This is a genomic window from Streptococcus alactolyticus (genome assembly GCF_012277075.1).
GTDB classification, from domain to species: domain Bacteria; phylum Bacillota; class Bacilli; order Lactobacillales; family Streptococcaceae; genus Streptococcus; species Streptococcus alactolyticus.
This window is the reverse complement of sequence record NZ_JAAXMT010000004.1, coordinates 96,356-111,497: the sequence shown is the minus strand read 5'-3', so window position 1 is coordinate 111,497 and position 15,142 is coordinate 96,356. Positions and strand designations below refer to the sequence as shown.

13 protein-coding genes are annotated in these 15,142 nt (G+C 40.3%); 2 read left to right on the top strand and 11 right to left on the bottom strand.

The window, feature by feature from the left end; genetic code table 11:
- Nucleotides 1-63: 63 nt before the first annotated feature.
- From HFK82_RS01705 to cdaA, 10 genes are all read right to left on the bottom strand, one after another.
- Entirely contained in the window at nucleotides 64-1,713 is a 1,650-nt protein-coding gene (locus HFK82_RS01705; RefSeq protein WP_168260574.1) for a peptide ABC transporter substrate-binding protein, read from the bottom strand.
- A 177-nt stretch (nucleotides 1,714-1,890) separates the two neighbouring features.
- Nucleotides 1,891-3,534 (bottom strand): SulP family inorganic anion transporter, encoded by a 1,644-nt coding sequence (locus tag HFK82_RS01700; RefSeq protein ID WP_168260573.1) that lies wholly within the window; start codon nucleotides 3,532-3,534, stop codon nucleotides 1,891-1,893.
- A gap of 758 nt (nucleotides 3,535-4,292) precedes the next feature.
- Complete coding sequence (locus tag HFK82_RS09340) at nucleotides 4,293-4,439, bottom strand: DUF1056 family protein (protein WP_168260590.1); 147 nt, start codon at nucleotides 4,437-4,439, stop codon at nucleotides 4,293-4,295.
- 303 nt (nucleotides 4,440-4,742) lie between these two features.
- On the bottom strand, nucleotides 4,743-5,393 hold the full coding sequence (locus tag HFK82_RS01685; protein ID WP_168260572.1) for a TIGR01906 family membrane protein: 651 nt from the start codon (nucleotides 5,391-5,393) through the stop codon (nucleotides 4,743-4,745).
- Complete coding sequence (locus tag HFK82_RS01680) at nucleotides 5,383-6,156, bottom strand: TIGR01457 family HAD-type hydrolase (RefSeq protein ID WP_167829320.1); 774 nt, start codon at nucleotides 6,154-6,156, stop codon at nucleotides 5,383-5,385. The genes HFK82_RS01685 and HFK82_RS01680 overlap by 11 nt, the downstream gene beginning before the upstream one ends.
- A gap of 33 nt (nucleotides 6,157-6,189) precedes the next feature.
- Nucleotides 6,190-6,933, bottom strand: coding sequence for an acyl-ACP thioesterase domain-containing protein (locus HFK82_RS01675; RefSeq protein WP_168260571.1), 744 nt, complete (start codon nucleotides 6,931-6,933; stop codon nucleotides 6,190-6,192).
- An 11-nt stretch (nucleotides 6,934-6,944) separates the two neighbouring features.
- The gene (gene hemW, locus HFK82_RS01670; protein WP_168260570.1) at nucleotides 6,945-8,072 is read right to left on the bottom strand and encodes a radical SAM family heme chaperone HemW; all 1,128 of its coding nucleotides are present in this window, start codon (nucleotides 8,070-8,072) and stop codon (nucleotides 6,945-6,947) included.
- A 94-nt stretch (nucleotides 8,073-8,166) separates the two neighbouring features.
- Complete coding sequence (glmM, locus tag HFK82_RS01665; protein WP_168260569.1) at nucleotides 8,167-9,519, bottom strand: phosphoglucosamine mutase; 1,353 nt, start codon at nucleotides 9,517-9,519, stop codon at nucleotides 8,167-8,169.
- Nucleotides 9,520-9,616: 97 nt separating this feature from the next.
- Nucleotides 9,617-10,573 carry a CdaR family protein gene (locus HFK82_RS01660; RefSeq protein WP_168260568.1) on the bottom strand — a complete coding sequence of 319 codons (957 nt, stop codon included), beginning with the start codon at nucleotides 10,571-10,573 and terminating at the stop codon, nucleotides 9,617-9,619.
- Nucleotides 10,574-11,419 carry a diadenylate cyclase CdaA gene (gene cdaA, locus HFK82_RS01655; protein WP_168260567.1) on the bottom strand — a complete coding sequence of 282 codons (846 nt, stop codon included), beginning with the start codon at nucleotides 11,417-11,419 and terminating at the stop codon, nucleotides 10,574-10,576.
- Nucleotides 11,420-11,524: 105 nt separating this feature from the next.
- Here cdaA and murT point away from each other — a divergent pair, with 105 nt between their 5' ends.
- A complete protein-coding gene (murT, locus tag HFK82_RS01650; RefSeq protein ID WP_168260566.1) occupies nucleotides 11,525-12,868 on the top strand; it encodes a lipid II isoglutaminyl synthase subunit MurT in 1,344 nt (447 codons plus the stop codon).
- 1 nt (nucleotide 12,869) lies between these two features.
- Nucleotides 12,870-13,658 (top strand): lipid II isoglutaminyl synthase subunit GatD, encoded by a 789-nt coding sequence (gene gatD, locus HFK82_RS01645; RefSeq protein WP_154455380.1) that lies wholly within the window; start codon nucleotides 12,870-12,872, stop codon nucleotides 13,656-13,658.
- Nucleotides 13,659-13,760: 102 nt separating this feature from the next.
- Here gatD and eno read toward each other — a convergent pair whose 3' ends face one another.
- Entirely contained in the window at nucleotides 13,761-15,059 is a 1,299-nt protein-coding gene (eno, locus tag HFK82_RS01640; RefSeq protein ID WP_168260565.1) for a surface-displayed alpha-enolase, read from the bottom strand.
- Between the last annotated feature and the right edge of the window lie 83 nt (nucleotides 15,060-15,142).

Genomic DNA, 15,142 nt, shown 5'->3' with positions numbered 1-15,142 from the left:
GCATTTTCAAAGCACAAAGAAAACAAGGTAGGTAAACCCTACCCTTGTTTAATAACCTAAGCCTTATTCTTTGTAAGCGTAAGTAAAGTCAACTGATAATCCTGTTGAGTTACGAACAAGTCCTTTCAATGAAGGATTTTGAAGTGATTCTGTACTACGGAAGTAGATTGGGTTGTAGTAAGCATTTTCGTAAAGGATTTTTTCTGCTTCTTTGTAGTCTTCAGCAGCTGCTTCTGGATCTAGAGCATCTGTTGTGATAGCTTTTTTATAAGCAGCATCGTAATCAGTGTTTGAGAATTTACCATAGTTATATGATGAATTTGATGTGAACAATCCGTAGAATGTTGAACCTTCTGGGTAGTCACCACCCCAAAGAACAAGGGCAACATCAAAGTTTTGGTTCTTAGTATCTTCTAGACGTTGTTTGAAGGTAACGAATTTTTCTTCAACAGTCAATCCTGGAAGAGCTTCTTCCCAAGTTTGTTTGAGGTAATCAACAGTCGCTTTTGCAACTGGGCTATCAGCATCTGATGTGATAGTCAATTTAACAGAGTCTGTACCCAATTCTGCTAAACCTTCTTTAAAGAGTTTTGTTGCTTCTTTCTCATCATAGCTATAACCTGGCTCAACGTAATCAGTCAAGTCTGTACCATCAGGCAACGTTTCAAGTCCATAAGGTACCAAGGCAGTTGCTGCTTTAGAACCGGTGTCGATAGCGGCTTTAACGATACCTTCGCGGTCTGTTGCCAAGTTAAGAGCTTGACGGATTTTAGTATTTGTCAAAGCTGGTACAGTACCAGTTTCGTTATAAACCAGGTAAGCTGTTGTTGCTTCTGGAACTTGGACAACGTCTTTATTGTTTTTGTTAGCGTTGTAGATGGCTTCTGTACCTGAGATACCAGCTGCATCAAGTTCGCCGTCTTTATACATTTGAACGGCTGTATCTGGTTTCTTGATGGTTTGAATGTTGACTTTTTCGTTTTTCACATTGTCAGCATCCCAGTAGTATTTGTTTTTAACCAACTTGAATGTGCCACTTGTACCGTTCCAATCTTCAACAGTGTATGGACCAGAGTAAAGGGCTTTATCTGAGTTTGTTCCGTAATCAGCACCTGCTTTTTCTACAAATGCTTTGCTTTGTGGCATGAAGTTTGTAAACGAAAGAAGACTCATGAACTGAGGTGAAGGGCTAGACAAAGTAAAGATAACTTTATTGCCATCTGCTTTAACACCAAGTTCGTCAACACTCTTAGTACCAGCGATCACTTCTTCGGCATTCAAAACGTGTGCATCAGAAGCAAGGTAAGCATACTCTGAAGCTGTTGTTGGGTCAACAATACGTTGCCATGTGTAAACAAAATCTTCAGCAGTTAAGTCGCTACCGTCTGACCATTTCAAGTTATCACGCAAGGTTGCTGTGTAAGTCAAACCGTCGTCAGAAACTTCAACTTTTTCAGCCAAGTCAGGTTTCAATTCACCTTTTTTATTGCGGCGAAGCAAGTTACTACCTGAGTTACCAATGGCAATAGATGAGTAAGTATCAGTGTTTTTTGAAATGTCTAACGTATTGATTTCAGTTGGAATGCACCAGTTGATTTCGTTTTTTGATGATGACGAAGATGAACTGCTACCTCCACAAGCTGCTAAGGTCACTGCCGACAGCAAGGTCACTGCACCTAATCCAACACGTTTCCAATTTGAAGTGATCTTCATAAATGGTTCCTCCTAACCATAACTTTCTTTCATGATTGATACTATTATAACATACTGTTTTCAAAAAATACAGAAAATTTCTAAATTATTGAAAAATTCCATAATTTCATTTCATTTTTTTTGATTTTCTTCTATAAAAGTAAAAAAACGACAGCCCTTAGCCATCGTTTTATCAAATTATTGTAATTCTGCTGCTCGTTTTAAGGAAGCATCAATGTTTGGGCAGATATTCTTTTCACCGATTTTTTCAAGAAAACCTGCTTTTTTCATCACACGGAAAGGTTGGGGGTTGACGTGCGATAAAATCAAGGTCATGCCACGTTGCTGACAGGTTTCACGGATTTCTTCAAGAGCATCCAACCCTGAAATATCCATAGCAGGAACATTTCGCATCCGAAGAATCAGGGCATTTTTACCTTCCTCATAGCTAATGTCAAGAAAGTCATTGGTCGTTCCAAAGAACAAAGAACCAAACACTTCATAAACCACGGTATTTTTTGGCACTACTTTTAAATCAAGCGCGTCAGTATTCTCATTATCTGCTTCATCAACCCATTGGCGAACTTCCGCGATGTCTGACATTCGTTTCAAGAATAAAAATGCCGCTAAAACCATACCAAACTCAATCGCAACCACCAAATCAAAAAAGACGGTTAACAATAGAGTAGTTACCAAAACAACAATGTCACTCTTTGGAGCCGTACGTAGCATATATACAAAAGTTCGCCAACCACTCATATTGTATGCGACCATAATCAAGATAGCCGCCAAGCAACTCATTGGAATCAAAGAGGCATAGGGCATGAGAAAGAGTAAAATTAACAACAAAACAAGTGCATGCGTCATACCAGCGATTGGCGTGCGTCCACCGTTTTTAACGTTGGCTGCTGTACGAGCAATAGCTCCTGTTGCAGGAATGCCACCGAATAAGGCCGACATCATATTTCCCACACCTTGCCCAACTAATTCAGCATTTGAGCGATGACGACTGCCAATCATACCGTCTGAAACCACACAAGACAGCAAGGATTCAATTGACGCTAAAATAGCAATGGTGAAGGCAGGTGATAACAGTTGACGCACCAACGAAAGGGAGATGTTGGGCATTGAAAAGGTTGGTAAACCTGCCTTAATGGTGTACAAATCTCCAATCGTTGGGACAGATAAATGGGCCAGCTGAACAATGGCAGTTGTTACAAAAATAACTACCAGTGAGCCTGGTATTTTTTGAGAAACACGAGGCCAAAAAATCTGAATGCTAAGAGCCAACAAACCAATTAGCAAGGTTGGCAAATGAATGGTATTAAGGTGTTGGGCATAAGCTACTAGTTTATCTGTAAATTCAGCAGGAACTGCTCCCATGCTTAATCCCAAGAAATCCTTTAATTGCCCCACTAAAATACCAATGGCAATCCCCAAGGTAAAACCAACCGTAATGGTTTTAGGAATAAAACTGATTAAATTTCCAAATTTTAACAAGCCCATGACAATCATCATCAAACCCGCTAAAAAAGTAGCCGTTGCCAAGCCACTCATGCCATATTGCGAGACGATGCCATAAATAATCACAACAAAGGCGGCGGTTGGACCACCGATTTGTACGCGGCTTCCCCCTAAAAACGAAATAAAAAAACCAGCGATAACACCGGTGTAAAGCCCTTGTTCTGGATTCACACCTGACGCAATTGCCAAAGCAATTGATAACGGTAGAGCGATGATTGCCACGATAATTCCAGCCACAAGATCTTTTGCAAACTGTGCTCTAGTGTAACCCTTGAGCGTGCTAAACAGTTTTGGTTTTATGTATTGAAAAGCGTCCATTCTCTCCTCCCATCTTTATTTGCTCTCAGACGCTTACGAGAACTTCACCTCCCATTTTATCATAGCTCCACCAAAAACTCTAGGCCTCTTAGGCCAAAAAATCCTGTTATTTCGGTTTTTTTTAGCCCTTTTTCACTTAACTTTACAATGATAAGTGTACAATAAAAACTGGATCTATAATTCTGTAGTAGGTAAATCCACTTTAGAAATTATGGTGCCTTTTCCTCTGTTAAAAACATACTAAGATTAGTAGTGAGAAAATCCCCCGACAGGAGAAAGCACTCGCTACTTTTCCTTTTATGTTAAAGTAGTGGTATCTTGTTAAGTCGAGTTCTCTTTTGATGCTAGACGTCATAACAAAAACTGGCAAGGCACCTGTTTTAGGGAGAATTTTATCAAAGTATGTAGGACGCAAGATATCATTTTCAATACTCGATGTCAGGTGTCCCACATACTTGGAACCATTCGAAACAACACAGCTCTAAAACTAAGACCCCCAAACGGGATTCCCGTTTGGGGGTATGCTTTCTGCCTATTTACTCTTGTCATTCTTCAACAAATAAAGTAAAATAAGAACAAGTATGATTTGTTCCATGCGAACACCTCCTTTCGCCCAGCAAAAACCATGCTTGCATGGTAAGCTGAAAAAGCGAAAGAGGTTGAGCAGGAACGTGTCACAAATATTCTGTGGCAGAAAGCGTAAGAATTAACTAACTTACGCTTTTTTATAACCTAAAAAAGAAAAGACGATGCGCGTGCTAATCGTCTTTTTTAATCGTCACAAGTTCGCTAGCCAAACCAGCTAAAATGAATGTGATTGTCATACTAATACCAAAAGCAATGTGTTGCTGGTAAAAAGTCGTTAAATTAGCAGAAATCGCTGCTAAAATAAGGCTAGTCCGTATCCAAGTATGTCACCCGATTCGGGTGCTTTTTTATTTTCTAATTGAGAATAAAAAATTATACTTCTATTTTACTTTTCTTTATTTCAAAAAACAAGCGTTTTCATACGCTTGTTTTCTAATTTTTTCATCATTAACTCACGAGCCAGCCCCAGAAAAAGGGGAGACAAAAGGCGATTACGCCACAGATAACAAAGAGGGCTTTTAGCCACTTTTGGGGAATATTGGTAGATTTGACCCAAAAGGTGATGGCAAAGAGCCAAGAACAGGCAAATAAAAACCAGTAATACCAGGCAAGAGACATTATTAGTCCTCCTTTCTAGCCTTTAGCCTTTGTGTAAATTGACGGCGGGAAATCAATAACAAACCAAGCATTAATACTTCATAGGCCACAAAGAAAAGAATAAAGCAATGCAAAAAAAAGGTTTCTGGTAAGACCCAAATAATAGGGTCTGTGGCTGGGTTAAAGAGCCAAGTAGAATCACCAGGAAAAAGCATTTCGTGAAATAGCGTAAAAAATTGTTCAAAACCAATTAAGACGCCTGCTACTGCAATTAACACTGGTAAAAAGGCTGCCCAAACAAATGCTCTTTGGTGGAGAAAAAGGGTTTTATTAACGATGCCATTTTTCAAAAAACACCAAGATAGGTAAAGTAGCACGACAAAGAGCGCTTGTGTTAAGTGAAAGAGGTGTTTCACATCTTGAAAATGCTTGAGCCCTGCCGCAGAAGAAGGAAAATCAGGCATAGACAAGGTGTGTGAAAAAGGCGAGGTGAGATAGGTCATCAACACGTTAAAGTTATCAAGCAAATCTGCTTTGGGAAAGGTCACTTGCAAGGTGAGATGCAACCAATCAACCTCAAATGGGTAAAGCAACCAAGCACCGTAAATCGTGATTAAAATAGCCACAGATAAAAGCCAAAGCCATGTGGCAAAGGTCCAAATCTTATTTTTCATCGAAAGTCCATTCGTCTAAGCTTGAGAGAACGTGGTCAGGTTGAATTGGCAAGGTTGGCACTTCTTCTGGTTTGGTAAAGCCAGTTGTCACCAATAGAGTTGCAATATCATTTTTGATACCGGCCATGATGTCTGTCAAATAGTTATCACCCACCATAATGGCTTGGTCGCGCTTCACATTTAAAACGTCTAGGGCTTTGTTCATGATAATGGCATTAGGTTTGCCAATGAAAATCGGTTTGACGCGTGTTGCAATTTCCAAGAATTTGCTAATAGACCCCGCACCTGGCATCAAGCCACGCTCTGTTGGGATATTTAAATCAGGGTTGGTCCCAATAAATAAGGCACCTTTTTGGATGGCTAGGGTGGCTACTGCCAGCATTTCATAGGTTAATTGTGTGTCCAACCCAACCACAACATAGGCAGGATTTTCAGTATCTTCAACGTAGCCAGCTTCTGCAATGGCTGTTTTTAAGCCCGTTTCACCAATGACGTACGCTGTTTTGCCACGCTTCATGTCATTCATGTAATCAACCGTTGCCATGGTCGCTGTATAAATGGTTTCAAGCGGCGTTTGAACGTTAAATTGCTTGGCTAACATTTCTTGCACCGCTTCAGGTGTGCGTGTGGTATTATTGGTCACCAAAACATAAGGAATATGTCTTTCTTGCAAGCGTTGAATAAACCGTTCCCCTGCAGGAATACGTTCCTTTCCCTTGTAAATCGTTCCGTCTAAGTCAATCAGGTATCCTTTATAAGTCACATTATTCTCCTTTTTTATCTGTATTGTTAAAGTTTACAATCTGCTTTCTTCGATGCTTCGCCATTCGATGCAAGCTTGGGCATGAACAGTTCCTTGGGTCACAATTTCGTGTTTAGTCGACAAATCCTTTTGTTCCACGCGCGAAATGATATCATGACCATAGTGAATTTCTTTAACGTATTTGAGGTGGATATTGCGAGGAACGTGGTGTTGCAAAAATTCAAAATCCAATCCCTCATACATCCACGCCAAATACTTGCTGTTATTGACATGACCGTTCAAATCAAGGTCAAAGAAACGCACATGATACAAGGTTTCTTCTGGATTTTCCAAATCCTCGTACTTAGGACCGCGGTAAATTTTCTTGATTTTTTCAGCTTGATAAGGAGCTACCAAATCATCAATCACAAAATGCACCTTGCGGGTTTCATAATCCATCAAAACAAAGGTCGAATGAATAGTGATGATTTTTGCCCCTGTGGCATCGTAAACGTAAAAATCACGGTAACAAAAGAGTTTGTTGTAAGACGTTGGCACGGTTTCAACGGTGATGGTTTCTGCGTATTTGGGCAAACGCTCAATTTCAATCGCATAGTCCGTCACAATCCAAACTAACTGATACTTTTCATAAATAAACTCATTACTGATGCCTAATGCCATCGATTGCTTACCAGACACTTGTAAGACCAAGGACAATAGTTCTGGCAATTTCATGTTGAAATTGATATCACTTTCATAAAAAGGAACCGTATATTTTTCTTGATAATGACAACCCATAATACTACCTACTATATGATAAATTTTTCTGCGACAGTATCGCCTAAGAAAAGACCTTTTTTCGTCATGCGAATCATCTCGTCATCTGGCACCAAAAGACCTTGTTGACGCAATTCAGCAACCACTTGACCATAACGCTCCTCAAAGGAAATCCCAAAACGTTCTTCAAATTTGGCAATGGAAACGCCTGATTTCTTACGTAAACCTAGAAACAGCTCTTCTTCCATCATTTCCTCTTTGGTCAGAACTTCTTCTGACAATCTTGCATTACCTTCTGAAACAGCCTTCAAATAATGTTGAATAGGCCCCTGGTTACGGTAACGCACCCCAGCAATATAACCAGACGCCCCAGCACCAACACCATAATATTCCGCATTGTCCCAATACATGAGATTATGTCGACTTTCAAAACCAGGTTTGGTAAAATTGGAAATTTCATAATGCTCAAAGCCATTTTTCTCAAGTTCTGTAATGATGTAGTCAAACATCTCCGCCTCAAGGTCTTCTTGAGGCAAATTAAGCTTACCACGGCGCATTTTATTCATGAAAACCGTGTGGTGTTCCAATATCAAACTGTACAAACTGAGGTGGGGAATATCTAGCGCTAAAGCCTTGGCAACATTTTCCTTAACATCAGACATGGTCTGACCTGGCAAGGCATAAATCAAGTCAATCGAAATGTTATCAAATCCAGCTTCTTTTAAACTGGCAATGGTGTCATAAATCTGAGCTTCATTGTGGCTGCGACCTATTTGTTTCAATTGCTTGTCGTTAAAGGTCTGCACCCCCAAAGACACACGATTGACAGCTGATTGTTTGAGTACCTCAATTTTGTCCTCAGTCAAATCACCTGGATTGGCTTCAATGGTGAATTCTTCCAAGACACTTAAATCCAAATTTTTAGTAAGATTTGTCAGCAAATAATCCAATTGCTGAGCAGTGATGGCAGTAGGAGTCCCACCACCGATATACAAGGTACGCAGTTGTTTAATATCGTAACGCTCAAATTCACGAATAAGAGCCTGCAAATACGCATCGACAGGCTGATTTTTGATAAACACTTTTGAAAAATCACAATAATAACAAATCTGAGTACAAAAAGGAATATGAACATAAGCTGATGTTGGTTTTTTTAGCATGACGTTATTATAACATTTTTAAAAAAACTTAACCAATTTTCCAAAGAAAAAAGAAGCAAGGTATCAAAATGCCTCACTTCTCTATGCTTGATATTTAGTCTAATCCGATTTCATCTCTCACAACGGCTGCGATGGTATCAACATAGAAGTCAACTTCCTCATCCGTGGGCGCTTCAGCCATGATACGCAAGAGCGGTTCTGTTCCACTTGGACGAACCAAGATACGACCGTTGCCGTCCATTTTTTCTTCCATTTGGCTGATAATACCAGCGATAGCAGGCACTTCCATTGCCTTGCTCTTCATGCTGTTTTCCACACGAATATTAACCAATTTTTGAGGGTAGATCGTCACTTCTGCAGCCAATTCAGAGAGTTTTTTACCTGTTTTCTTAATGACTTTTGTCAATTGAATAGCTGTCAATTGACCGTCACCAGTAGTGTTGTAGTCCATGATGATAACGTGACCAGATTGTTCACCACCTAGGTTGTAGCCTGATTTTTTCATTTCTTCTACAACATAGCGGTCACCTACGGCTGTAATGGCCTTGTGAATACCTTCACGGTCAAGTGCTTTGTGGAAACCAAGATTTGACATAACGGTCGTAACAATTGTATTATGCGCTAGTTTACCTTGTTCTGATAGGTATTTTCCGATGATATACATAATCTTGTCACCGTCAACGATATCACCGTTTTCATCAACAGCAATAAGGCGGTCACTGTCACCGTCAAAGGCCAAACCAACGGCAGCACCTGATGTTTTAACCAATTCTTGCAATTGTTCTGGATGGGTTGAACCAACACCAGCATTGATGTTAAGACCGTCTGGATTTTCACCAATAACCGTAATGTCAGCATCCAAATCTAAGAAAACATCTCGAGCAGACACAGAAGCTGCACCGTTAGCTGTATCCAAGGCAACCTTCATGCCTTCAAGACTAGTACCTGTTGAAACGAGGAATTTTTCGTATTTGCGAAGTCCTTCAGGGTAATCAACCAAAGTCCCCAAACCTTCTGCAGATGGGCGTGGAAGCGTGTCTTCTGCCGCATCCAACAAAGCTTCAATTTCTTCTTCTTGGTCATCGGCTAATTTAAATCCATCGCCACCGAAGAATTTGATGCCATTGTCCAAAGCTGGGTTGTGACTAGCTGAAATCATAACACCTGCGCTAGCTTTTTCAGTACGAACAAGATAAGAAACCCCAGGAGTTGCCAAAACGCCTAATTTGTAAACCTCAATCCCCACAGAAAGTAAGCCAGCAATCAAAGCTGATTCTAACATTTCCCCAGAAATACGCGTATCGCGTGCTACAAACACTCTAGGACGTTCTGTTTCGTGTTGACTTAAAACGTAACCACCAAAACGCCCAAGTTTAAAGGCTAATTCCGGTGTTAACTCAACATTTGCTTCTCCACGAACGCCATCTGTTCCAAAATATTTTCCCATTATTCTTTAGCGAAAATTCGCTCCTCCATTTTACTTCATTCATTTCCAAGAATGGGTAACAAGGCATTACCCATCGTTATATCTTTGCTATTATCTATTATTTTTTAGTCACTGTCAACTGAATAGTCACAACAGACGGGATAACGGTCACATCATCCGCCGATAGATTGACACTAACATTGGTATCCTTGGTGATATTAGAAATATCTACCGTCGCTACGACTTCATTTACCGCATTCAAGGCCTCTTGACTTCCTGAAATTGTTACTTGCGTTTGGCTTGGTTTATAAGCAATGTCAGATAAACTGCTGTTCATCTCACCCGTTGTCCGCACCGTTAATGGCACTGACTTGGTTAATTTTTTAACCGTGACATCCAATTTTGCCTTTGAAGGATTGATGGCACTGGCTAAGATAGTTCCATCTGCTGCCACAGCTTGCAAGGCAACACGACCACTATAATCACTATCTAAGACCTCAGATTCTGGCAATTTAGCTACCACATGGTCAATTTGATTGATGATGCTCTCATCGCTGGTCACTTCTACTTCTGAAAGGTCTGTTGACACTTTCTTCAATTCGTAACCTGATGCGATTTGGTTGCTGTCCACTTCTCCTTTAACGTCAAATGTTTTTGTTTTTTTCTTTCCAATGGTTACTGAAATATGGCTGGGTGAAGCCGTTGCTGTTACCCCTGTCGGTAAATTAGTGACTTTCAAAGGAACGGTTTGGGTTCCTTCTCCATATTTTGTCAAATCAGCCACGACCTTGAAGCTTCTCGTATCGCTATTGATTTCCGAATCTAATTTCACTCGATTGATAGACGTCAAGTACACTTCTGTTTCATAAGAATAACCGCTGATAAAGTATTTATCACTGTCATACTTAATATCAATAGGAACATTGGTTAAGGTGTGGGTATAGGTTTCGGTTGCTCCAGACACCTGCGAACCAGTCCTGTTGTAATTACTAGACGTTGCTGTCAAAAACAGCAAAATCGCAAATATTATTGATACAACAACCAACCAAACTTGACTATTGAAAAATCGCCTCATTTATCCCCTCCTCCAAATTTTATGGTACCAAGGTTCCTCGGTTTTTTGCTCTGTAATCAATTGTTCTCTCAGAATCGCCTCAAATTCTTCCTTGCTCAAATCATGCAAGAATTCTCCTTTGGATGTGATAGAAATACCACCTGTTTCTTCTGAAACCACTATGGTCAAGGCATCTGAGTTTTCTGACAGACCAATGGCCGCACGGTGACGCGTTCCAAATTCCTTTGAAATGACCATAGATTCTGACAAAGGCAAATAAGAACAAGCCGTCGCAATTTTATTACCCCTGATAATTACAGCACCGTCATGAAGAGGCGTGTTGGGAATAAAAATGTTAATTAGCAATTGATTGGAAATATCCGCGTTCAAGGGAATCCCTGTCGAAATGTATTCTTGCAAGGTCTGTGTCCGCTCTATCGCAATCAAGGCACCAATTTTACGCGGGCTCATGTAGGCCACTGATTTTAGCAAGGCTTCAACCAATTTTTCCTCGTCACTGGCTTGCTGGGTTTGCATGAAAACCTGTGTGGTTCGTCCAAATTTCTCCAGCCCTGTCCGAATTTCTGGGGCAAAAATCACAACCCCTGCAATGACACCGTAGGTAATGACTTGATTCATCAGATAGGTAATCGTTGTAAAACCAATCCACTCAGCGACAAATTTTAATAAAATAAAGAGCACGACCCCTTGTATGAGGGACATGATTTTCGTCCCCGCCAAGGCTCGTATTAATCGGTAAATAAAATAAGCCACAATTAAAATGTCTAAAAGATGAACAACAATCTCCCATGGATTTTCAAATAAGGTTGCCCAAAATTTAGCATCAATAAGGGTTAAATTTCTCATACAAGCATCTCTTTCATCTAACTCACTAAAGTTTCCACTACATTATACCACGTTTTCAAAAGATTTTCTTTATTATAATATATCTTTTTATGGTACAATAACCTTATGAAATTAAACACACTTATGGGACTAACGGCTGGGAAGTCTGCTCATTTTGTTTTGTCTAAAATGGGACGTGGCTCGACCTTGCCAGGAAAAATCGCCCTCACATTCGATAAAGATATTCTAGATACCATTGCTAAAGACTATGAAATTGTTGTGGTGACAGGGACAAATGGTAAAACCCTTACAACTGCTCTGACAGTCGGTATTTTGAAAGAAGCCTTTGGCGAAATTGTCACCAATCCAAGCGGTGCCAATATGATTACAGGTATTACGTCAACTTTCCTGACAGCAAAAAGAGCCAAATCAGGCAAGAAAATTGCGGTGCTTGAAATTGACGAAGCTAGTTTGCCAAAAATCACAGAATACATCACACCAAACCTTTTTGTGTTCACTAATATTTTCCGTGACCAAATGGACCGCTACGGTGAGATTTACACCACCTACCAAATGATTTTGGACGGGGCAGCCAAGGCACCAAAAGCGACGATTCTAGCCAATGGAGATAGCCCTCTGTTCCATTCCACTAAGGTGGTTAATCCTGTCAAATATTATGGCTTTGATACGGAAAAACACGCTCCAAAACTGGCTCACTACAATACCGAAGGTATTCTTTGCCCACATTGCCAACACATTTTGAAATACAAACTCAACACCTATGCCAACTTAGGAGATTATGTGTGTGAACATTGTGGTTTCCATCGTCCAAAATTGGACTATGCCTTGACTGAATTGACAAAGATTACCAATACCACTTCAGAATTTGTCATTGATAACCAATCCTACAAGATTAACGTAGGAGGTCTTTATAACATTTACAATGCCCTCGCGGCAGTATCAGTTGCTGAATTTTTCGGTGTTGCTCCTGAGCAAATCAAAGCTGGTTTTGACAAGAGTCGTGCCGTCTTTGGCCGTCAAGAAACCTTCAAAATCGGTGACAAATCATGTACCTTGGTTCTGATTAAAAACCCTGTTGGTGCTAGTCAAGCACTGGATATGATTAAATTAGCACCTTATCCTTTCACTTTGTCAGTCTTGCTCAACGCTAACTATGCAGATGGTATTGACACCAGCTGGATTTGGGATGCTAATTTTGAGGCTATTTTAGACATGGACATTCCTCAACTATTTGCTGGTGGGGTTCGTCATTCTGAAATTGCCCGCCGCCTTCGCGTGACAGGCTACGATGACACCAAAATCACCGAAGCTGAAAATTTAGAAGATATTATGACATTGATTGAATCACAACCAACCGAGCACGCTTATATTCTCGCTACTTACACGGCTATGCTGCAATTCCGCGAGATTTTAGCCAATCGTCATGCTGTTGGAAAGGAGATGAACTAAGATGACTTACACTTCACTCCAATCACCTGACACCAAAGATTACACTTACGAGCTAAATGTTGCCCATCTTTACGGCAATCTTATGAATACTTATGGTGACAATGGTAATATTCTCATGATGAAATACGTTGGTGAGAAACTCGGTGCCAAAATGACCTTTGATATTGTGTCTTTGGGCGACGATTTTGACGCTGATTACTATGACATGGCCTTTTTTGGTGGTGGTCAAGATTACGAACAATCTATTGTTGCCAAAGACCTACCAAGTAAAAAAGAAGCTATAGCCAACTTCATCAACCAAGACAAAGTTATCCTAGCTATTTGCGGCGGCTTCCAACTTCTTGGACAATATTATGTGCAAGCCAATGGCGAAAAAATCAACGGCATTGGCGTCATGGGACACTACACCCTCAACCAAGACAACAACCGTTTCATCGGAGATATCAAAATTTACAATGATGAATTCAAAGAAACCTATTACGGTTTTGAAAATCATCAAGGACGTACCTTCTTATCAGACGACGAAAAACCGCTAGGCACTTGCGTTTACGGAAATGGGAATAATAACGAAGATGGCACAGAAGGTGTTCATTACAAAAATGTGTATGGCAGTTATTTCCACGGCCCTATCTTATCACGCAATGCCAACCTAGCCTATCGACTTGTTACTACCGCCCTAAAAAATAAATACGGAGCCGATATTCAACTACCAAGCTACGACGCTATTCTCTCAAAAGAAGTCGCTGAAGAATATGCCGATACCAAAAGCAAAGCTGAATTCGACAAATAATACCAAAAAGATTGCATCTGCAATCTTTTTATTTTGCTCCTTATACACAAAAAAGAGCCTATCTGAAATAGATAGACTCTTAAAATATTGTTATATCAACAATTATTTTTTAAGGTTGTAGAATGATTTCAATCCACGGTACTCAGCTACTTCACCAAGTTGGTCTTCGATACGAAGCAATTGGTTGTATTTAGCGATACGGTCAGTACGTGAAAGTGAACCAGTTTTAATTTGACCAGCATTAGTTGCAACTGCGATGTCAGCGATTGTTGAATCTTCAGTTTCACCTGAACGGTGTGATACAACAGCAGTGTAACCAGCTTCTTTAGCCATTTCGATAGCTTCGAATGTTTCAGTCAAAGTACCGATTTGGTTAACTTTGATAAGGATTGAGTTAGCAGCACCTTCTTTGATACCACGTTCAAGGTATGAAGTGTTAGTTACGAAGAAGTCATCACCAACTAATTGAACACGGTCACCAAGACGTTTAGTAAGTTCTTTCCATCCGTCCCAGTCGTTTTCGTCCATTGCATCTTCGATAGTGATGATTGGGTATTTGTTAACCAATTCTTCGATGTAGTCGATTTGTTCTGCAGCAGTACGTTTAGCAGCACCTTCACCTTCGAATTTAGTGTAGTCATAGATTCCATCGTTGTAGAATTCTGATGATGCACAGTCAAATCCAAGGAATACATCTTCACCTGGTTTGTAACCAGCAGTTTCGATTGCTTTGATGATAGTTTCTACAGCGTCTTCAGTACCATCAAATTTAGGAGCGAATCCACCTTCGTCACCAACAGCTGTTTCAAGACCACGTTCTTTAAGGATTTTCTTAAGAGTGTGGAAGATTTCAGCACCCCAACGAAGAGCTTCTTTGAATGTAGGTGCACCAGCAGGTACGATCATGAATTCTTGGAAAGCGATTGGAGCGTCTGAGTGAGAACCACCGTTGATGATGTTCATCATTGGAGTTGGAAGAACTTTAGTGTTGAAACCACCAAGGTAGCTGTAAAGTGGAATTTCAAGATAGTCAGCTGCTGCACGAGCTACGGCAATAGAAACACCAAGGATAGCATTTGCACCGAGTTTACCTTTGTTTGGAGTACCATCAAGAGCGATCATTGCACGGTCGATTGCTTGTTGATCACGAACATCGAAACCAATGATAGCTTCAGCAATGATGTTATTAACATTGTCAACAGCTTTTTGAGTACCAAGACCATTGTAACGAGATTTGTCTCCGTCACGAAGTTCAACTGCTTCGTGTTCACCAGTAGAAGCTCCTGAAGGAACCATACCACGTCCAAATGCACCTGATTCAGTGCAAACTTCTACTTCAAGTGTTGGGTTACCGCGTGAGTCAAGGACTTCGCGAGCGTAAACATCATTAATAATTGACATTATGTTACTCTCCTTATGAGTTTTAATATTTTACACTACAAATAATACCATAATATCACGGCTTAGGCAAATAAAAACGAGAA

Coding starts and splice junctions, on each gene's coding strand:
- eno (WP_168260565.1), bottom strand. CDS start 15,059: ATGTCAATTATTAATGATGTTTACGCTCGCGAAGTCCTTGACTCACGC.
- HFK82_RS01685 (WP_168260572.1), bottom strand. CDS start 5,393: ATGAAAAATAAGATTTGGACCTTTGCCACATGGCTTTGGCTTTTATCT.
- HFK82_RS01700 (WP_168260573.1), bottom strand. CDS start 3,534: ATGGACGCTTTTCAATACATAAAACCAAAACTGTTTAGCACGCTCAAG.
- murT (WP_168260566.1), top strand. CDS start 11,525: ATGAAATTAAACACACTTATGGGACTAACGGCTGGGAAGTCTGCTCAT.
- HFK82_RS01660 (WP_168260568.1), bottom strand. CDS start 10,573: ATGAGGCGATTTTTCAATAGTCAAGTTTGGTTGGTTGTTGTATCAATA.
- cdaA (WP_168260567.1), bottom strand. CDS start 11,419: ATGAGAAATTTAACCCTTATTGATGCTAAATTTTGGGCAACCTTATTT.
- gatD (WP_154455380.1), top strand. CDS start 12,870: ATGACTTACACTTCACTCCAATCACCTGACACCAAAGATTACACTTAC.
- hemW (WP_168260570.1), bottom strand. CDS start 8,072: ATGCTAAAAAAACCAACATCAGCTTATGTTCATATTCCTTTTTGTACT.
- glmM (WP_168260569.1), bottom strand. CDS start 9,519: ATGGGAAAATATTTTGGAACAGATGGCGTTCGTGGAGAAGCAAATGTT.
- HFK82_RS01675 (WP_168260571.1), bottom strand. CDS start 6,933: ATGGGTTGTCATTATCAAGAAAAATATACGGTTCCTTTTTATGAAAGT.
- HFK82_RS01705 (WP_168260574.1), bottom strand. CDS start 1,713: ATGAAGATCACTTCAAATTGGAAACGTGTTGGATTAGGTGCAGTGACC.